16 protein-coding genes are annotated in these 20,267 nt (G+C 40.2%); 1 reads left to right on the top strand and 15 read right to left on the bottom strand.

Annotated elements, in window-relative coordinates:
* Window positions 1-22: 22 nt before the first annotated feature.
* The 6 genes from hemB to hemA form a co-directional block, all read right to left on the bottom strand.
* Window positions 23-1,021: a porphobilinogen synthase gene (hemB, locus tag MKY52_RS15160; RefSeq protein ID WP_042191201.1), complete on the bottom strand. Its 999-nt coding sequence runs from the start codon at window positions 1,019-1,021 to the stop codon at window positions 23-25.
* A gap of 587 nt (window positions 1,022-1,608) precedes the next feature.
* The gene (cobA, locus tag MKY52_RS15155; protein WP_341052128.1) at window positions 1,609-3,162 is read right to left on the bottom strand and encodes a uroporphyrinogen-III C-methyltransferase; all 1,554 of its coding nucleotides are present in this window, start codon (window positions 3,160-3,162) and stop codon (window positions 1,609-1,611) included.
* 5 nt (window positions 3,163-3,167) lie between these two features.
* Window positions 3,168-4,121: a hydroxymethylbilane synthase gene (hemC, locus tag MKY52_RS15150; protein WP_341052127.1), complete on the bottom strand. Its 954-nt coding sequence runs from the start codon at window positions 4,119-4,121 to the stop codon at window positions 3,168-3,170.
* A 349-nt stretch (window positions 4,122-4,470) separates the two neighbouring features.
* On the bottom strand, window positions 4,471-5,118 hold the full coding sequence (locus tag MKY52_RS15145) for a precorrin-2 dehydrogenase/sirohydrochlorin ferrochelatase family protein (RefSeq protein ID WP_341052124.1): 648 nt from the start codon (window positions 5,116-5,118) through the stop codon (window positions 4,471-4,473).
* Between the two features lie 5 nt (window positions 5,119-5,123).
* A complete protein-coding gene (gene ccsA, locus MKY52_RS15140; RefSeq protein ID WP_076286483.1) occupies window positions 5,124-5,951 on the bottom strand; it encodes a cytochrome c biogenesis protein CcsA in 828 nt (275 codons plus the stop codon).
* 5 nt (window positions 5,952-5,956) lie between these two features.
* Entirely contained in the window at window positions 5,957-7,354 is a 1,398-nt protein-coding gene (hemA, locus tag MKY52_RS15135) for a glutamyl-tRNA reductase (protein ID WP_076286482.1), read from the bottom strand.
* Between the two features lie 1,237 nt (window positions 7,355-8,591).
* Here hemA and MKY52_RS15130 point away from each other — a divergent pair.
* Window positions 8,592-8,894: a hypothetical protein gene (locus tag MKY52_RS15130; RefSeq protein WP_341052122.1), complete on the top strand. Its 303-nt coding sequence runs from the start codon at window positions 8,592-8,594 to the stop codon at window positions 8,892-8,894.
* Between the two features lie 2,076 nt (window positions 8,895-10,970).
* Here the strand turns inward: MKY52_RS15130 and MKY52_RS15125 are convergent.
* The 9 genes from MKY52_RS15125 to MKY52_RS15085 all read right to left on the bottom strand — a co-directional run bounded on the left by MKY52_RS15125 (window position 10,971) and on the right by MKY52_RS15085 (window position 20,267).
* Window positions 10,971-11,615, bottom strand: coding sequence for a YdcF family protein (locus tag MKY52_RS15125; RefSeq protein WP_341052119.1), 645 nt, complete (start codon window positions 11,613-11,615; stop codon window positions 10,971-10,973).
* Window positions 11,616-11,618: 3 nt separating this feature from the next.
* Window positions 11,619-12,614, bottom strand: a complete 996-nt coding sequence (gene rfbB / locus MKY52_RS15120) for a dTDP-glucose 4,6-dehydratase (protein WP_341052117.1) — start codon at window positions 12,612-12,614, stop codon at window positions 11,619-11,621.
* 29 nt (window positions 12,615-12,643) lie between these two features.
* Window positions 12,644-13,204 (bottom strand): dTDP-4-dehydrorhamnose 3,5-epimerase, encoded by a 561-nt coding sequence (gene rfbC, locus MKY52_RS15115; RefSeq protein WP_341052116.1) that lies wholly within the window; start codon window positions 13,202-13,204, stop codon window positions 12,644-12,646.
* Between the two features lie 20 nt (window positions 13,205-13,224).
* A complete protein-coding gene (gene rfbA / locus MKY52_RS15110; RefSeq protein ID WP_341052113.1) occupies window positions 13,225-14,103 on the bottom strand; it encodes a glucose-1-phosphate thymidylyltransferase RfbA in 879 nt (292 codons plus the stop codon).
* A 43-nt stretch (window positions 14,104-14,146) separates the two neighbouring features.
* On the bottom strand, window positions 14,147-15,112 hold the full coding sequence (locus tag MKY52_RS15105; RefSeq protein ID WP_340972495.1) for a hypothetical protein: 966 nt from the start codon (window positions 15,110-15,112) through the stop codon (window positions 14,147-14,149).
* Between the two features lie 501 nt (window positions 15,113-15,613).
* Complete coding sequence (locus MKY52_RS15100; RefSeq protein ID WP_340972497.1) at window positions 15,614-16,582, bottom strand: glycosyltransferase family 2 protein; 969 nt, start codon at window positions 16,580-16,582, stop codon at window positions 15,614-15,616.
* Window positions 16,583-16,851: 269 nt separating this feature from the next.
* Window positions 16,852-17,931 (bottom strand): glycosyltransferase, encoded by a 1,080-nt coding sequence (locus tag MKY52_RS15095; RefSeq protein ID WP_341052111.1) that lies wholly within the window; start codon window positions 17,929-17,931, stop codon window positions 16,852-16,854.
* A gap of 36 nt (window positions 17,932-17,967) precedes the next feature.
* Complete coding sequence (locus MKY52_RS15090) at window positions 17,968-18,942, bottom strand: SDR family oxidoreductase (protein ID WP_341052109.1); 975 nt, start codon at window positions 18,940-18,942, stop codon at window positions 17,968-17,970.
* Window positions 18,943-18,944: 2 nt separating this feature from the next.
* Window positions 18,945-20,267 (bottom strand): nucleotide sugar dehydrogenase, encoded by a 1,323-nt coding sequence (locus MKY52_RS15085; RefSeq protein WP_341052107.1) that lies wholly within the window; start codon window positions 20,265-20,267, stop codon window positions 18,945-18,947.

Raw genomic sequence — 20,267 nt, 5'->3', positions numbered from 1 at the left:
AGCGATATCATTGTGAAAGAAATTAACCACGCAGCCAGCGCGCAGCATCTTTTGCAAAATAAGTAATAATAATATCCGCTCCGGCCCGTTTCATGCCAGTCAGCATTTCCAGCACAACCGCTTGCTCGTCAATCCAGCCTTGCAGCGCTGCTGCTTTTACCATGGAATATTCGCCACTCACATTGTAAGCCACAAGAGGTAAATCGAACTGGTCGCGGATCGTACGAATCACGTCCAAGTAAGCCAGAGCCGGCTTCACCATTAACATATCTGCGCCTTCCAGCACATCGGATTCTGCTTCACGGAGCGCTTCGCGCAGATTGGCAGGGTCCATTTGATAGGTTTTGCGATTTCCGAACTGTGGTGCTGAATCCGCAGCTTCGCGGAAAGGGCCATAAAATGCCGAAGCATATTTGACCGAATACGACATAATCGGCACATGTTCAAAACCATTCTCATCCAGTCCCGCACGAATCGCGTGTACGAATCCATCCATCATATTCGAAGGGGCAATAATATCTGCTCCAGCTTTAGCTTGGGATACCGCCGTACGGGTCAACAGCTCTAGCGAAGCATCGTTGATGACATCACCGTGTACCACACCATTTACCGTATGCGTATGCACCATCCCGCAATGTCCGTGATCCGTAAATTCACAAAGGCAGGTATCTGCAACGACCAACAGTTCAGGGTACCACTGCTTGATCAAGCGAGTAGCCTCTTGCACAATTCCATCCTCTGCGAAACCGGAAGAACCGATTGCATCCTTCGTTTCAGGAATCCCGAATAACAGTACAGCCGGAATGCCTAGTGCGGCAATCTCGTCCACTTCTGCTTTTAAAGTATCCAGCGAAAAATGGTACACGCCCGGCATCGAGCTAATCTCATTCTTCACACCTGTTCCATAAGTCACAAATATAGGCTGTACAAAATCCAGTACATTCAGTACTGTCTCCCGCACCATACCGCGAATTCCAGCAGAACCGCGTAGACGACGGTGACGTGTAATTGGAAAGCTCATTTGTTCATCCTCCTGAAAATAAAATATATAACCAAACCCTCGATCGTTGACTAACTGCGGCTGCTTAGTTGTAGTTTGTGCAGTTATTTTGATGTTATATCGTAACTGTAAGCTTTAGTTGCACTCTCTACAGTTATTTATTACAAAAGAGCGAAACTCCCTGTTTTAGCCCGTTTTTAATTGCACATATTACAATTAAAATCGATCTTCGCTTATATCCAGGGAATTTAAGTGTATAATGTGCAACTAAACCTCAATCAGACCTCATGCTAACAGACCTCATACCAGTCTCGTAACCAGATTAAAAGCTATATTTCCACTAGATTGCATACTAATCCAAGTACCCAACATCTAATATATCACTTAGAACTGCGTGAACTTTATACATACACACATAAACTTACTCACCCATACACACACCAGTTAGTTTACAACTTCGCCGTCCATCATACTCTGAGCTTCAACAGTACCTGCGTTTGGTGGCCAATTTAATGTTACTTAAGTTACTTACAATAGCGGCGTGGCGCTTCCGAGCTTAGATACAACTACAGACGATGTTGTAAAGCCGATGTTCTATTGGCGTCAATTCAAGCTTTTTGTAGCTGAGTCTCCGCATTCCAGCGGCAGAGTTCCTGCACCAGACTATTAATAGTTGCTTCTTCAGGAAGCAGTCCCGGAGTAAGCCCCGCCTCCACTGCAGTCTGCTCGGTTAATGGCCCGATGCAGGCTATTTTCACATTAGCTAGCAATGGGAGTGGATCTTCCAGCCCCATTCGTTTAAGAATGTGGATGAAGTTGCGCACCGTTGAAGAACTAGTAAAAGTCACCGCGTGAACGCGCCCCTCCTCCAGCAGCTTCAGCAGCTCGTCGTCATCCTCACCCGTCACAACCGTCTCATAGGTATCGACGTCTGTGACTTGAAGGCCAAGCTCTCTCAGCTTGTCCGGCAGCCAGTCGCGCCCCAGATCGCCGCGCGGCAACAGCACGTTCTGCCCCGGCAGCAGCTGGGGACCGAACTTCTCAATCAGACCTTCCGCCTGAAACTTCGCCGGAAGCTCCTCAGCAATCACCCCGCGCTGCGCCAGCGCGGCTGCTGTACCCGGCCCCACCGCTGCAATCCTTGCGCGGTGAAGCCCCCGAATGTCCGCCCCCTGCTCCGCCAAGTGGCGCCAAAAAAACTCCACGCCGTTCGGGCTAGTGAAGAATACCCAGTCGTACGATTCCAGCGCGCCAAACGCCGCTGCAATCTTCTCCTTCTTCTCTGCGCCTTCCGGCATGATCGTCTCGATCACCGGGAACTCGTAGGGTTCCCCGCCGAGTTCCTCAATCATATCCACCAGCTCGCTCGCTTGGCTGCGAGCCCGTGTCACCACGATGCGTTTGCCGAATAACGGCATCGCCTCGGCCCACTTGAGCTGCTCCCGCTGCAGCACCACGTCGCCAACGACGATGACGGCCGGCGGCTGAAAATTCGCCGCCTTCACCTTCGCCTCAATATCGGCGAGGGTTCCCGTCAGTGTCTCCTGATCTGCGCGGGTACCCCAGCGCACCAGCGCCACTGGTGTTTCTGGCGGACGCCCATGCTTGATCAGCTGGGCGCTGATATATCCTATTTTAGCTACGCCCATCAGGAACACTAACGTCCCCGTGGCATTCGTTACTTTATCCCAATGAATGGAATGATCCAGTTTATCTGGACTCTCATGTCCGGTGATAATCGACAGGGAAGAAGCATGATCGCGGTGCGTGACAGGTATACCCGCATAAGCAGGTACGCTGATCGCCGACGTGATACCCGGTACGATTTCGTAATAGATCCCATTTTTGCGCAGCAGCTCCGCTTCTTCACCTACGCGGCCAAAAATCGTAGGATCTCCACCCTTCAGCCGCACCACTGTTTTCCCCTGTAAAGCCAGATCAACTAACAATTGATTAATCTCTTCCTGCTTCATCGTGTGGCGATCCGGCAGCTTGCCAACATAAATCTTCTCGCCGCCGGGCTTCATGCATTTCAGCAATCTAGGACTCGCCAGCCGATCGTACACCAGCACGTCGCTTTTTCGAATACACTCGAGGCCTTTTACAGTAATCAGCTTTGCGTCCCCGGGACCTGCACCTACCAAATAAACCTTCCCCGTCAATCCCCTCATCCCCTAACGTCTGACAGTATCTTCTCCGCTCCTCTTGCGATCAGCTTCTTAGCGACTTCTTCGCCGAGCTGTACCGGATCCACTCCAGTGCAAGTTTCTTTCAAAATTGTTGAACCGTCAGGTGTTCCCACCATCCCGGTTAAGGAGATTATTTTGTGCTCCGCAGTAGTGGCTTCCACAGCTGCGTCAAGCACCGCATAAGCGCCAATTGGCACTTGGCAGCCGCCGTTCAGCGCGCCAAGGAACGTGCGCTCCGCCGCCACCGTCAACGCTGTATCGGCGTCGTTATATAACGCCAGCAGCTTCCGCAGGTCGGCGTCATCTGCGCGGCACTCGATGCCGAGTGCGCCCTGCCCTACAGCGGGCAGGCAAACCTCCGGCGGCAGGTAGGCGCTCACGCGATCCTGCCAGCCCATGCGGGACAGCCCCGCCGCTGCCAGCAGGATTGCGTCGTATTCGCCGCTCTCCAGCTTGCGCAGCCGCGAGTCAATGTTGCCGCGCACGGGCTCAATGACCAGATCAGGCCGCAGCGCAGCGAGCTGGCTGGATCGGCGTAGGCTACTTGTGCCTACGCGTGCGCCCTGAGGCAACTCGTCCAGCGAGACGCCTCCGTTAGAGATCAGTACATCGCGCGGATCGACGCGCTTCGGCACAGCACCGTTGATCAGCCCCTCCGGCAGCTCGGAGGGCATGTCCTTCATGCTGTGCACCGCCATGTCGATTTCCTTTTCCAGCATGGCCTGCTCGATTTCCTTCACGAACAACCCTTTGCCGCCTACCTTGGACAAGGTGACATCTAGGATGCGGTCCCCTTTGGTAACAATCTTTTTCACTTCAAAAGTGAATCCAAAACCATGCTCCTCGCTCAGTCGCTCCAGATCCGCAATCACGTGTCCTGTCTGCGTCAACGCAAGCGCACTCTGTCTACTCCCCACAATAATCTTACGCATTGTCCATTCCTCCTGATTACGTCTGCCTCTTACTCTTCACCATAGACCGTATATAGTAATCCAAACTAACCAAAAGCTACTCCGCACTATTAAAAGGGCATTTTTGCCCTTTATTTAGCTCCTTCGTCGGTTATAGCTCAATTTAGGGGTATTTTTACTCCTCTTTTGGCTGATATGAGCGTTTTAGAGCAATTCAGGGGTAGTTTTACCCCTCTTTCGACCATTTCAGCCACTTTCGCTCAATTCAGCGGTACTTATACCGCTCATTCGACTATTTCAGCCACTTCAGCCGTACTCATATCATTAATCTAACCTAATTTTGTAATCTTCACAGTGTCCACGCGCACTTTTACTTCGCCCGATGATCAGCAATCCAAGCATCCATATCCTCCGGGCTCCACGCGATAAAGCTACCGTTTCTCATTTCATTCAACACATCGAGCGTCCCAAGCTTCCGCAAAAGTCTGCCACGAACTTCAGCAGAAGATTCTGTTTCCTTAATCCGGGTTCGCATGGTATGTACAAAATCCAAATATGGCTCATACGCCGCATCCAGCGCCTCTTCAAGCACACTTTTAATCTTCGCAGCCGCAAGCGGACCAGCACCCGAAGTAGATACAGCTACCGTCAAACGCCCCCTACGTACAACTCCGGGCGTGATAAAATCCCCCGCTTCCGCATGGCTAGCCACATTCACATGAATGCCAAGTCGCCTAGACTCCTGCGCAACCTCTTCATTAATCACTCTATCGTTAGTGGCTGCATATACGAGAAAGGCCCCACGGAGATCTCCGGGAGCATAAGGGCGGTCATGCCAGGTCATGAGACCCTTTTTCACTAAAGAGGCGAGCGTATCTGTCAAAGAGGGACTAATCATCTTAACCACCGCTCCAGCTTCCAGCAGCCCACTCACCTTCCGTTCAGCCACGGCACCACCGCCAATAACCACAACCTGTTGCTTTTCACAATCCAGCATTATGGGCAAATACCGAGTCATGCTCTTCACTCCCCGCTCCAACCGTGAAAACCAGACAAAGAATTCAACAAAAAATTCAAGATAGTAAAAGCATATCCTAAAATCGCCCAGCGAGCCATACTTACTCCACTTTTCCGCCCGGATTTCTTAAAGATAATATAAAATATGTAAATTCCAAGGCCAATAAGTGTCGTTAGTACTTTTAAATCCTTCAATAATAGTGTCCGTCCCTCAGAAACAATAGATAAGCTAGCCACCACCAGAGAGATTGCCAGCAAAGGAGTCCCCACTAGAATAGCGGTGTAAGAATATTTATCTGTGGTCTCCAAGTTCGGCAAACGACGAATCCGATCACTCCATTGCTTGCTTTTGAGTCTGGTGTGCAGGAATAAGTACAATATTGCAAATACCGTCCCAAGTGTCAGTGCAGCAAAACTCAAATTGGCCAAAATCACATGCATTGTCAACCAGCCATACACCGAGCTCCAAGTCTCAAGCGTATGTCCCCCCGCCGTCAGCCACACCCGATTTAGGAGAAAAACACAGAATCCAGCCACACTAAGCAGCAGAATCGTAAACTCGCCTCCACGTGTGAAAGCCACCGCAAGCGAAGTCAGCACAATACTAAATGCAAACCAGAACAAGAAATCATAGGGCGTGAAAATGGGCAGTCCCTTCTCCTGAGAGAAACGAATCCCCAGTCCTGCAGCTTGCAAAAGACCCACAACAACAAGAAGCCCCGTGCCTAACCGCTTCCCACTCGGGTTGCGATAAAGGCAATCCGAGAAAACAAACAGCAGGCTCAGGGCATATAGCAGCAGAGCGGCATCATATATTCCGTTCAGCAGTTGCATATCACTCACCTACCCAACAGGCCTGCCGGAGCAAGCACCGTCTTAGGCACAGAAAAATCGCCGCTACCGGCAGTACGTTCTGTGGAACTAGACTGCTTAACCGGGGCGGAATCTCCGCCATCTGAATTAGATTCGAGCTGTTCCTGTAGCGCAAAGATTTTGGAGAAATAATCAAGAGCTTCATTCCCCTGCTTGCCACCGGACATCTCTTTAATTACATTGATTGGATCATGCATCATTTGGTTCACAATGCTTTTGGTCAAACGACGGATCACCTTGCGCTGATGCTCGTCCAGCTCAGGCAGCTTATTGAACAGACTCTCCATCGTTTCCTCATGAATCGCATTCGACTTATCCTGAAGCGCCCGGATTACCGGTCTCACGCCAAGTGTCTTAAGCCACAGCTGGAACTCATCCATTTCCTCACCGATCATCACTTCAATCTTCGCAGCTTCACTCCGGCGCATTTCCAGGTTACTCTCCACAATGCCCTCCAGATCGTCAATATCATACAAAAAAACATCTGGCACATTAGCCGCTGCAGGATCAATATCACGGGGTACAGCTATATCAATCATAAAAAGCGGCCGCGAAGGACGACGCTTCATAGCATTCGCTACCTGATCTGCCGAAAGTACATAGCCGTCAGCTCCCGTTGAGCTGATCACGATATCTACCTCATTAAGAGTTTTTAGCGCATCTTCAATCGTGCTTGGCTTACCCGAGAACTTCTCTGCCAGTTCAATCGCACGCGACAGCGTACGGTTAGCGACAATCACCTCAGCCGCACCACTACTATATAGATGCTTTACAGTGAGCTCGCTCATTTTACCGGCGCCGAGAATCAGCACTCTTTTACCAGTGAACATGCCAAAAATCCGCTTGCCCAGCTCCACTGCCGCATAACTGACAGATACTGCGCTTTCGCCGATTGACGTTTCACTATGTGCTCTTTTGCCGAGTGTCACAGCTTGTTTAAATAACCGATTGAACCAAGTTCCAGTTACACCCTCAGCCTGAGCTGTGAGAAAAGAACTTCGTACCTGTCCCAGGATCTGTGTCTCGCCAATCACCATGGAATCCAGGCCGCAGGTCACGCGGAACAAATGCGCAATCGCCTGCTCGTCTTCATATATATACATATGCTGTGCAAATTGCTCGTTTTTCACTCCAAACCACTGCTCCATAAAGCCGCGGAGGAAATAACCTCCCATATGAAGGCGGTCCATGACCACATAAATTTCCGTACGGTTGCAGGTGGCTACTACGACCCCTTCCAGCACACCCTTCGTCTTCATCAGTTGATGAAGCGCTGCCGGAAGATCACTCTCCGCAAAAGCAAACTGTTCCCTTACCTCCACGGGAGCCGTACGATAATTCAGGCCAACGACGACGATGTGCATCGATAGTTCACCATCCTAGTCTCTATTCATTACTGTAATACAGTTATATTAAAGAATATTTTTACATAATATTCACTTTCACAACATCTCAAAACACTGTGTTAAGTATATCACACGAAAATACGACTTTTTACAGATTTTTTGAACGCTTTATGAAATCCAGATAATAATTATTATAAATAAAAAACCGCAGGTTCGCTACGGTTAGGATGGGTTATTTTGTGATTAATTATTAGTTGGTGGAAGTGAGGTTGGAAATTATCAATTCTAATTTGCATATAATGGGAACAGATCATGATTCGCAGTTCTCGAATATTACATATAACCCTATCTCATTCGGTAAAGTGTACCCCTACAAACATCCGAAACGAGGCAACCTCATGAAAAATTCCACTTCATTATCGAATATTCTGCAATTTTCCCAAAGAAAAAATATTTCCTATCCTCGAAGAATTGAACTATATAATGTCGAAAATAAGTCTATGGTATATGATTTTTTCTACGTCTGTCTAATTAACAAGCATACATAGTTTTCTAGAGGATTTAAATGAGTTTTAGTATCTCAGCGGAAGGAAAGACGCTTTGTACCTTCGAGAAGTCGAAATTCCCAAACTTTCGTTCGTGGAAATAGTTTTTCGTAGACTACACAGCTCAACCGTTTCAGCATATTCTCTTGTTTAAAACGTCATCTACCCAAATAACAAATTCTCACCTACGCCAGATGTAGAGATTCCAGCTACGTAGTCCGGTCATTCGACAGTGACGTATTTGGGTTCGGTGGAAGAATCGTTCATGGTCATTATTGGTCCTTTGCAGGTATGTTGTATAATAGCCCGCGAACACAGTCAGCGATTAGCGGCTCTGGCGCACTGAAAATATGCGCAGCATCTTTTAAAAGCTTTAAACATTGCTCCACCTTCTCGTATGACGAGGGAAGTCGTCCAGTTTTTCAAACAACTTCTGTAGTTTCTGGCTGTAGGTGAACCCCCTTTTTTAGCGCTTCGTTGAGGTTGATTCAGAATCGCCAAGGCTTGTTCGTAAACCGAATACTCGGGAGATCTAGAGGTAGATTCCCATCTTCGAGCAAGACAGCTCGCTCCGCAGCCAGATCGTCTCTAGCAATGGCAGCATCTTCGGAAACCTCAGGCTGAATCTACTTTTCCAATTGGCGAATCCCGCGCAAGTTCTTCTTAATCCCAGTCTTCGGTCCAGATCCATGACGGGTTTGGCAATATCTTTGAGAAAATGGTACTGGCAATACAGAGCACTTCAGGCCACAGACTGGATATGGCCAAACGAATCGAAGTTCGCCAACGAGGGCAAGGATGTCGAAACCGTAAGAGGTGTGTTTCATCACCATCACGTCTGCTTCGGCAGATCGAAAATAGGATCAGAGATACGGGCACTCGGGGTTTGGACAGGCATAGGCCATATTCCAGATATCAAAGATTCCGTTAAGCCTATTCACATATTTATGCCAAGCTGTATGATGCCGCTTCAGTTTCGTTCCACAGTGCGGCATTGCCATTTATCACTATAAAAATAAATCCTCTTTTCCGAGGGAATCCTGTTTTAGTTGAAGGAATACGACCCTCCTCCTTCCTTGCCCTTAGTACCCCTTTGGGAGAAGCTCTTAACAAGGTTAGTGAAACGGACAAACGTAGTTTTTTTGGGCGAAGCCACCTTCCAACAGTGGGAGGGGTATTGGACGGAGAACAGCCGATGGCCCTTGTTAACTATGTTCTGTAGATCACTCGACCCTATCGAAAAAAACCAAGGACGTTCCTTTTAAGTTATTCAAGCGTTTGCTGAAACACTTGATCGGGCTATGCAATCGAAAGACGCGGCGAGTACGCGGTATTCTGAAAGAGCTCCTGATCGTTGATTCCAATAACATTACTGTAGGACTGAGACGGCCGTCTTGGGCTCAAAGGCTAAAAATCGGGTGTTAAGCTTCAAGTAAGGATCATTGGAGACCAAGTGAAATTGGAGGAGTTTCATAGACCAACTAGAATAAAATAACAAATTTAATAAAAGACACCTCAAATCACCGAGATGTCTTTGTTAATAAGTTTATTCAAATAGGCAACTATGAAAGGGAGGATAAACAAACTTCTGAAATAAATTAAATTTGAAAATCCAATTTCAAATGATAGGAACAAAACAAATATGAAAATTGAAAGGCTCTTTGTCAAATTTCTTCTAAGGAACTGATAGAATCCTAAAAATATGGCTAACAAGGTGAAAATTGATCCTCGGAGAGCGTATTCAACAATACCTGAGTCAACATATTGGTATGTACTAGAATATCCAAACCCTATTCCACTGAAAGGGTTATGGGTTATGTATTTAATGTTCTGATTTAGCGTACCAGTTGTAGAATACCTAACTAACAACCCATTATTTGTTGAAAAAAGCTTATCATTTACCTTTTGAAAAATAGTTATATCGTTAAATTTAACAGCTATAATTATTGATAATATTACCGTACTCATAAAGAATACATGCTTGCTTTTCTTGAAAAGTAGAAAGGCTATTGCTAAAAAGCAACCAAGAAAATAAACCAATGAGGTACTTGATTGTATGTTGTACAAGAATACCATATAAAACAAACTTATAAAAAGATGAATTTTTCTTTTCAGAAAATAGTAAGTAATAAAGTTAAGTATAAACAAAATAAAGTAATAAAAACCAGCAATAGAGTGTGTTCCAAACGTTGAGACTGGCTTTCTTTGGGCAAACATATTTGGCAATAGTTCTATGTAAAAAGCTGAAAACCAGTTATGTAAAAAATTCACGACTGGAGTGAAGTTAAAAATAATTGATATTGAAAATGTAATCAAAATGAGATTAACAATCTGTAAAGACTTTCTGTATTTATCAATATTGGCTTCCAAGCCATTAAAGTCAAGAAGAAAGATCAAAGTCAACATTAAAAAATATAGAGAATTACCGAAGCGATATTCAGTCAAATAAGAAGTTAAGGTAAATATAAAAAGCAAACTATTTATTAATAGAAGGATGTAAAAAGATTTGATCGGGATATTCTTTTGTTTGTCCAAAATATACAATAAAGATAAGAGAAGGAGAGTGCAACCACCAAAAACGAATGCATTCGTCATTTCTCGGTTGATAGATGTAGGAATTAGAATACCTAGTATAAATAAAAATGGTATTAAATTATGCTTCATTACGAGGCTCCTTTTAGGCAGAATAACAAGATTATACCAGTTTATATAGTTAAATTATATACAAAATGTTGAATAAGATCATAGTTGGATCATAGTAATTCTGGGTAACTGACTAGTGGATATTTTTTTGGTAATATACCTATGGATCATGCATAAATAAAATCTCAGGCCATATTAATAGACATTAAATAAGCTGAAGCACGAAAATAATATTGTACGAATTAGTGCATGGAGTAGTTGTAAGTTATTATTTCACTTCATAGAATTCTCAACTTAAATAAATGTTAGGATGGAACCCTCTAAACTTAGAAATACCCGACGAATACAATCGTCGGGTTAAGGTACTTATACCTATATAGAATTGATCCCTTTTGAAGGTGTCCGTTTTTCCTAGAATAGGCTATAAAATAAATATACTGCATTAACTAGCGAAACCAATTTTTAATCTGATCAAGAGTACTTTTTGCCTCCGGCCCATTGTAGCCGAAAGTATTTCCGATTATTTTCACATACTCATTAAACGTTGTTTCCCGACTCTTACGATCACTCCACCAGCGCTCTGCATTATAAACTGAGGGAGATCCTACATACGTAAGCTCAATCTTTGATTTTTTGTACACACGATCAAAAAGAAACTTAACCCTCCGCATATGAAAATCCGATGAAACAACAATCGCAGATTTAAAATCGTGTTCCTGCATTATAGGGAGAGTAAACTCTGCATTCTGGTAAGTGCTTTCGGCTGCGTTCTCGGTAAAGATTAAATCCTTCGGTATTCCGAGTTTAAGAGCGGTTTGGACCATGTCACCCGATTTACTCGTTGACTCTTTGGCATTGGAAAGAATTATATAAGGAGCATAGCCTGCTTTATATAACTCAGCTGCCTGTTCTACACGGCCTTGGCCTCCGCTAAGTACAATGATTACATCGGCTTGTTTGGGAGATTCAGATAGAACTAAGAAGCTGCCTGCACTAAAGAGTCCAATAATCAACAATAGTAAGCATATGAAAAGGACAAATTTCCTATTAATTAATTTACCTTTTCTTTTCTTAATAGATAAGTTACTCATGGATCACTTATGCGATTCGTTACTAAGGATTTGTTGCCACCAGTCAGCATTATCAATATACCACTGGATCGTCTGAGCAATTCCTGTCTCAAAAGTATAAGTTGGCTTCCAACCTAAATTCTCAAGTTTTGTTGGATCAATGGCGTAGCGTTTATCATGTCCTAATCTATCTGTTACGAATTCAATCAAACCATCAGATTTCCCTAAGGTACTGATAATCGTCTTAACTACTTCAAGATTAGTTCTCTCATTATGACCACCTACGTTGTAAACTTCACCACTTACTCCTTGGTGTACAACAAGGTCAATGGCCGCGCAGTGATCCCAGACATGGAGCCAATCACGAATGTTTTTTCCATCGCCATAGACAGGGACCTTCTCGTCATTTAATACTCTTGAGATCGTTAGTGGAATCAATTTTTCAGGGAAATGATAAGGCCCATAATTATTCGAGCAGCGCGTTATGTTCATTGGTAAACCAAAGGTCTCATAATAAGCTCGCACTAGCAAATCTGACGCAGTCTTACTTGCACTATAAGGACTGTTCGGCTGCAAAGGCGTTTCCTCTGTGAAAAATACAGTAGGATCGAAATCGAGTTCGCCATACACTTCATCCGTAGAGACATGGAGGAATTTAGTAATGCCGAATTTTTTTGCTGCATCCAGTAGTACCTGTGTCCCCATAACATTTGTACGAACGAATACCGCAGGATCAGTAATTGAGCGATCCACATGGCTCTCTGCAGCGAAATGGACAACATAATCAAATTTCTCCAACTCAAAAAGAGACATTATTGCCCCACGATCAGCAATGTCAGCTTGAACGAACCGATAATTCGATTTGGACTCAATATCCTTATGCTTCGTTAGGTCACCCGCATAAGTTAGCAAATCCAAATTCACAATATCATAATGTGGATATTTATCTATCATATACTGTACAAAGTTGCCTCCAATAAATCCGGCACCACCCGTAACCAGCATCTTTTGCTTACTCAATGAATGCACCCCGATCTATTTGTTTAACATTAGTTATCATAAGTAAAGTTCAAATTAGCCTCTTTTAATAAAGGCGCCTTCTCATCCTTGGCAGACAGTACCGGTGTAACATGAATAGGCCATTCGATGCCAATAGAAGGATCATTCCACAGAATACCCCCATCACATTCTGGGGCATAAAGCTCATCGCACTTATACTGAACCTCTACGTCTACTGTTAGCGTCATGAATCCATGAGCGAACCCTTTTGGAATAAGCAGTTGCTTCTTATTCTCAGCACTCAGTTCAATGCCAAACCATTTACTATAAGTAGGACTACCTTTTCTGATATCTACGGCTACATCAAAAATAGCACCACGTGTACAACGAACCAGCTTTGTCTGTGCTTTAGGATGTAATTGATAATGCAAACCACGTAATGTTCCTTTAGTCGCAGAGTAAGATTGGTTATCTTGTACAAAATCCATGTCAATACCGTGCTCTTTGAACTTAGCTCCACTATATGTCTCCATAAACCAACCTCGGTGGTCCCCAAAAACAGCTGGCTCAACGACTAATACGCCTTGCAATATGGTTTCTATAATTTTCATCGCTGCCACACTTTCAGTTATTAGTATTGTATTTTACCTTTAGCTACCTTCATCAAATATTGACCATACCCAGTCTTACTCAACTTCTCCCCACAATTCCACAAATGTTCTTTGGTAATCCATCCATTAATATATGCAATTTCCTCAGGAGCAGCGATCTTGATTCCTTGATGATCTTCAATAGTCCGTACAAAATTAGTTGCGTCGACAAGACTTTGATGAGTTCCGGTATCTAACCAGGTAAATCCCCGACCTAGAAGTTCCACATCAAGCTGACCAAGATTTAAATAAGCTTCATTAATGGAGGTAATCTCCAATTCCCCACGTGAAGAGACCTTAACATTCTTAGCAATCTCAATGACTCTATTATCATAAAAATATAAACCAGTAATCGCATAGTTAGATTTCGGCTGAGCCGGTTTTTCTTCCACGCTCAATACTTTTCCATCTTCATTAAATTCCACAACACCAAATCGCTCTGGATCTTGTACATGATATCCGAATACTGTTGCTCCTTGCTCTTTAGAAGAAGCACGCTGCAACATCTTTCGCATTCCATTTCCATAATAGATATTATCTCCAAGGATCATGGCAACCGAATCATCACCGATAAAAGATTCACCCAAAATAAAAGCCTGAGCTAAACCGTCTGGACTTGGTTGAACTATGTATTGTAATGAGATACCGAATTGAGAACCGTCACCTAGTAGACTTTCAAATCTAGGTGTATCCTCCGGTGTTGAGATAATTAAAATGTCTTTAATGCCTGCTAGCATTAATGTGGATAGAGGATAGTAAATCATTGGTTTGTCGTAAACGGGGAGTAATTGTTTACTTGTAACCATTGTTAATGGATATAGACGTGTGCCGCTACCGCCTGCAAGGATAATGCCTTTCAAAATGTCCTCACTCCTCTTGTTTCGCTGGATAAAAGTTTTCATATCATATCTTTATAAAGTGTTTCACATTTTTAATTGTGCCAGAAATATCTTTTCGTTTCCCAACTAGATACAATGCATATGCCATGGCATATATTATGACTGATAACCATGAATTCAACATCCATCCTGACAATATAAATATAATGGTCATAGATAATTCTACTAGTATATCCTTACAGATTGAAATCTTTAATATTTTAGATAATAGAATTTCAGACAATATACATTTAAATGCTAAGAGTATTACGATAGACAATATTGCTAAGCTCAAATTTTTAAATACTATTGTAGTTAAAATGGTAATTATAACGCTAAGTACTAGTGTTATTATATTAACTTTCAACATTAATTTTTCTTTTCTTAATGTCTTTAGATATGTATTTATCAATAGTGACATTTTACCTTCATAAACGCACATAGGGAACACAATAGCCATGAACTTTAAACTATCTGCATACTGTGGAAGCCACGCTGTTAGAGCTACTTTAAATGGATAATATATTATTAGAACACCCAACAAACATACCATTAAAATGGTTCTCATAGTCTCATAAATATGTGACAGTTTCTTTTCATCAGTTCTCCGTAAAATCGGAAACATTATTATCCCGACAGCATTAATAAATAACATCAAGAGATTAGACACACTTAATGTAAGAGATACCTTTCCAAAAGTTGACACATCCCAAGATCGTTCTATTCCGAAACGGATTACCCCTATAATAAACATGCTTGCTATAGTCGCAAACATTAATTTTATCCCAATGTTTAAATTAGTAGCGGTTTCTCTCCAGCTAAAGTAGAAAGTCGAAATTCTACGAAATACAATATCCCTGCAACAATACATTGCATATAACAAAGAGAATAATTTGCCTATCAAGTCAGCTAATATCATTAATTTATAATTACTTACACCAAACACTAAAAATACAGTAATGAGGAAGCAGTACAGTATTCTATCCATCATTGTAATCTGTGCATACTCTTTAATTCTATTTGTGCCTTGTAGGATATAAAGTAACATAAATCTGAGGTTGACTAATAATAAACAAGCTGTCACCATTCTAATAATAAATACTCGATTCACATCAAAAACATACAAAGCTGAAATACTAATTATTACTATTCCAATTATTAATTGGAGTAAGAGTAGCATATAAAACTGCGAGAAAAATAATCGTTTATCTAGTTCGTTATATTCTTTACCACTGTATCTTAGATAAATCCCATCGTTCCAACCAAAGTGCAAAAAACCAACGTATGAAGAATAAAACATATAAAGTTGCCAATACCCATACTCGTTTATACCAATAAGCTTTGGAATTACTAATATTACCAAAGTCGAGACGATTAAAGAAACAAAATTTGATGTTAGAGTGTACGAAAAATTTTTCATGAAATTCACAACTTTATAATTCAACTCTTTGCCCTCAACATTCTATAGCAAATTCACACTGCTAACTTTAAATTACATAATGGTAATTATAGTTTTGTAAAATACATTAGTTAAATGGTTTTGTCCTTTTATATTGAATTCCCTCAAATGATACGTTCTTTTAAATCTATTTTTATTCTTAACAGACAAAAAACAGTCTAAGACATCTAAACTCTCCTGATCTAACTCAGTCTTATAAATTTCAAAAAACTCTTTTGCTTGTTTAAAGCTCTTTTCCATCATATTTATATAATCATTGTAGATTTTGTTTAAATTATTTCTTTTTAGTTTCATTATAGAATTAATAACATTAATTTTTTTTGCACCAATACTGTTATTATTGTGCTGTCTATACTTAATTAATGGTTTATCAATGAATACAATTTCACCAAAGCAACTCGCTAGTATAGCTAACCACCAATCATGCATTACTGCATTATTAGGAATATTCTTTACTAGATTTCTCAACTCTTTATTTATCATCATTGTACAACCTGTGACAATATTTTGAATGACTAAATAGTTAATTTCATTAAATTTAAAATTAACTTTCTGATCTAGTTTCATTGATTTACTAACCAATTCAAGATTCTCATTAACAACTTCTAAATCACTATGAACTAGAATTGGCGTATCAATACCAATCTTGTTTTCAGATTCTTTCATCACCTTAAGCGAAATATCAATCTTGTTCTCATCCCACACATCATCTTGATCACAAAACATAATGTAATCAAAAGATGAATCCACTTGTACTAATAATTCTAAGAAACTTTTACATGGCCTTAAATTTTCTCCACTAGTAATTACTCTCTGAAATCTACATGGATATTTTTTAGTATACTTTTCTATTAAATCAACTGTTTTATCAATTGAATAATCATCTCTTATAAAACAAACCCAATTCTTATAAGATTGTTTCAATAAAGATTCCAATTGGGCCGCTAAATATTTTTCTCCATTATATGTGGACAACAATATCGCAATGTTGTTGTTAAACATATATCATCCCTCCATTTCCATTACAATATAATCTATTCTGAATTAATGAGAAATGTTTTATAACACCTATTGGCAGTAAAGGTAACCAAACAAAATCAAATTTGAGTCAATAAAGATTAGTAGCATTTGCAATCAAAAATGCGGATAATCCGGTCAATACTGGTATTACAACCATTGCAAACATATCTTGATATTTTACTTTTTTTCTGGTTTTGGTAATTTAGCACAATTTATCCTTCCCTTGAATCGATATATATGAATACTAAAACCTAAATTAATAAATCCAATAAAAATTTTCGATTATTTTTGGAGTTAAAATCTTGCAACCATAGTTCCCTTGATAATAATGATTTTTCTTCCCAGTCCTGAAAATTCGAAACAATAGAAATTATTGCCTCATCCCAACTGGAGTTGTCATTTATTAGAACTCCATTACCTTTTTTAATTACTTCCTTATTCATACCAACATTTGAAACAACTACAGGCAACCCACACCCTATTGCTTGAACTGCTTTAAAAGCACATTTGCCTAATGTAAATTCATTCTCAGTTAGAGGCATTAAACCAATATGTGAATTTAACATTTCTTTAAACGCCAAGTCTCTGTTCCATTTAATATTTTCAACAATCAAGTATTTAGTTGTAGTTCTTAATTCGATATTACTAATAACTTTGAGCCTAACTTTTTTATTCTCAACCAGTCTAGCCAAAACTTCTAGCTGAGGTATTATATTTTTCAAAAACTCAATGTTACTTTTTGTTCCCACCCAAATTAAAATAATTTCTTGTGAAAATGATTTTTTTCTTTCTTTATTTACAATATTTAAATCTATATTTTCCATCATAATATCTGTAGTGTTTAAAATAACCACTTTTTTTTCATTCATTATTCTACTTTTAAGGAAATCATTACCTACAATAATGGTTTTGGCATAATTATTTAAAAGTATTTCTTCATATTTCGATATTTCTTTAGAATCAAAAATATTATCATCTAGGTCCCAATATACTTCATAAGCATTTTTCAGTATTTTAGTTAACAACAATTTTCCTAGTGGAGTTATTATTCTAGGAAAACACTCCCTTTGAATTATTATTTTATATTTACTTTTATTATTAGATATTTTCATAAGAGCTTTTAATCTACGAATATATCCTGGTATTAAAGAATATATCAGCATATAAAATAAATTCACAATTCGTTTTTTTGTTTTTTTTTCATAGAATAAATTCGATTCAAATTCTACCAGTTCATAACTAGTTAATCCAGAATGATTTAAATATTGAAATATTCTATAAAAAGTACTCGGACGGTACTTTATATTCCTTACAAATATGTAAGTTTTCATTTTTCCCCCATAGGATCTTTATTATTTGCATATTTTTTATAAGTTCTCCTTATACCAACTCACTGCCAATTCAATACCAGAATTAAAATCATAATCCGGATTATATCCTAAAAGTTTTTTCGCTTTAGATATATCTGCATTCGAGTGCTTAACATCACCAGCTCGGTCTGGCCCGAAATTAGGTTGGATATCTTTTTCTAACAATTCAGATAGCTTATTATACAAATCTACCAAGAACACTCTACCACCAAAAGCAATATTATAAACCTCGCCAGCAGCCTCCTTAGGAGCAAGCATCCCTTTTAAGTTTGCTTCTATTACATTTTCGATATAAGTAAAATCTCTTGACTGTCCTCCATCACCATTTATAGTAGAAATCTCATTATTCAATAGTGCTTTTACAAATTTAGGAATGACAGCAGCATAATAACCGTGTGGATCTTGTCTTCTACCAAAGACATTAAAATATCTAAATCCTACTGTTTCTAGACCATATATCTGAGTGTACAGTCTTCCATATTCTTCACCAACTTTTTTAGTGAGTGCATAAGGAGACAATACTTTACCTACCCTATCTTCAATCTTAGGAAGATTTGGTTCATCACCATAAACTGAAGAACTAGATGCATAAACAAATTTCTTTGCTTTATTTTGTCTTGCAGCTTCCATCATATTTAGTGTACCCTTTATGTTAATTTCCTCATAAAGAAGTGGCATTTCAATACTCCTTGGTACACTTCCCCATGACGCTTGGTGTGTAATAAAATCAATACCCTTGCATGCATGCATACAAGTATCCAAATCTCTAATATCCCCTTCTAAAAGTTCAAATAAGGGGTTTTCTAAGAAAGGAGCTATATTCTCTCTCTTTCCTGTAGAAAAATTGTCTAGACATCTCACAAAATATCCCATATCTAAAATAGCTTCACATAAATTAGAACCAATAAATCCAGCTCCACCAGTAACTAAAAATCTACTACCTATAGGAAACTCCAAATTTTTATATCCCATTTTTATAATCTCCAATAACGGTAATTTAAGTTTTCTGTTTCTCTTCGATCTAGTACTGCCTTTACATCGATAATTATTTTTTTGTTATTGTCTACCTTTTTAAATAGTTTATCAAAATCATTTAAATTCATATCCAAAAACTGTTTATGTGATACCGCTATAATAATTGCATCCATATTATTTATATCTCTAATATCCGTGAATTTTATCCCATATTCTCGTTCTGCTTCTAAACTATCTGCAACTGGGTCATAAATAACCGGATTTATTTTGTATTCTTTTAATTCATTGACTATATCAATAACCTTGCTGTTTCTTGTATCAGGACAATCTTCCTTAAATGTAAAACCTAATATCGCAACCTTTGCATCATGTATGGACAAATCTGCTGTAATAAGGTTTTTAACAACGTTCTCGGCAACATACTTACCCATTCCATCATTTATTCTTCTCCCAGATAATATGATCTGTGAATGATAACCCACTTCTTCTGCTTTATAAGTCAAATAGTATGGATCCACGCCAATACAGTGGCCCCCTACTAACCCAGGACTAAAATTCAAAAAATTCCACTTGGTTCCTGCTGCCTTTAAAACAGCTTCCGTATCAATCCCTAGTTTATTAAATATTATTGAGAGCTCATTCATAAAGGCTATGTTGATATCTCTTTGTGAATTTTCAATTACCTTTGCTGCTTCAGCAACTTTGATACTTTCCGCTTTGTACACTCCTGCTTCTATAACCATGCTGTATACATTTGAGATTTGTTCTAATGAATTCCCATCCATCCCTGCGACTACTTTTACAATTGTTTCAAGCCTATGTAATTTATCTCCTGGATTAATTCTCTCTGGGGAATAGCCAACTTTAAAATCAACACCACACTTTAAATTGGAAGTTTCCTCTAATATTGGTACACATATATCCTCCGTCACACCTGGATATACAGTAGATTCAAAAACGACAATTGAGCCCTTGGTAAGGTTTCTCCCCAACGTTCTACTAGCAGAGATAAGTGGTGTTAGATCAGGAGTTTTATCCTTATTTATAGGTGTAGGTACTGCCACTATGTGGAACTTTGCATTTTTCAAGTATCTTTCTTCCCATGTGAAAAATGCTGATGTTTTGGCTATTTCTTCATTTCCTACCTCTTTGGTTACGTCGATTCCTTGTATGTATTCCTCTACCTTACTACGTGAAATATCAAACCCTATAACATCTGCTACTTTAGCAAAAGCTATGGCGAGCGGCATACCTACGTAACCAAGTCCAATAATCGATATTTTTTCTTCCTTGCTTCTAATACCCTCGTATAGTGAAGTCAT

This window comes from Paenibacillus sp. FSL P4-0184, from assembly GCF_038004625.1.
Taxonomy (GTDB): domain Bacteria; phylum Bacillota; class Bacilli; order Paenibacillales; family Paenibacillaceae; genus Paenibacillus_AQ.
Note: the sequence above shows the minus strand (reverse complement) of the source record. Positions and strands in the feature narration are given on the sequence as shown.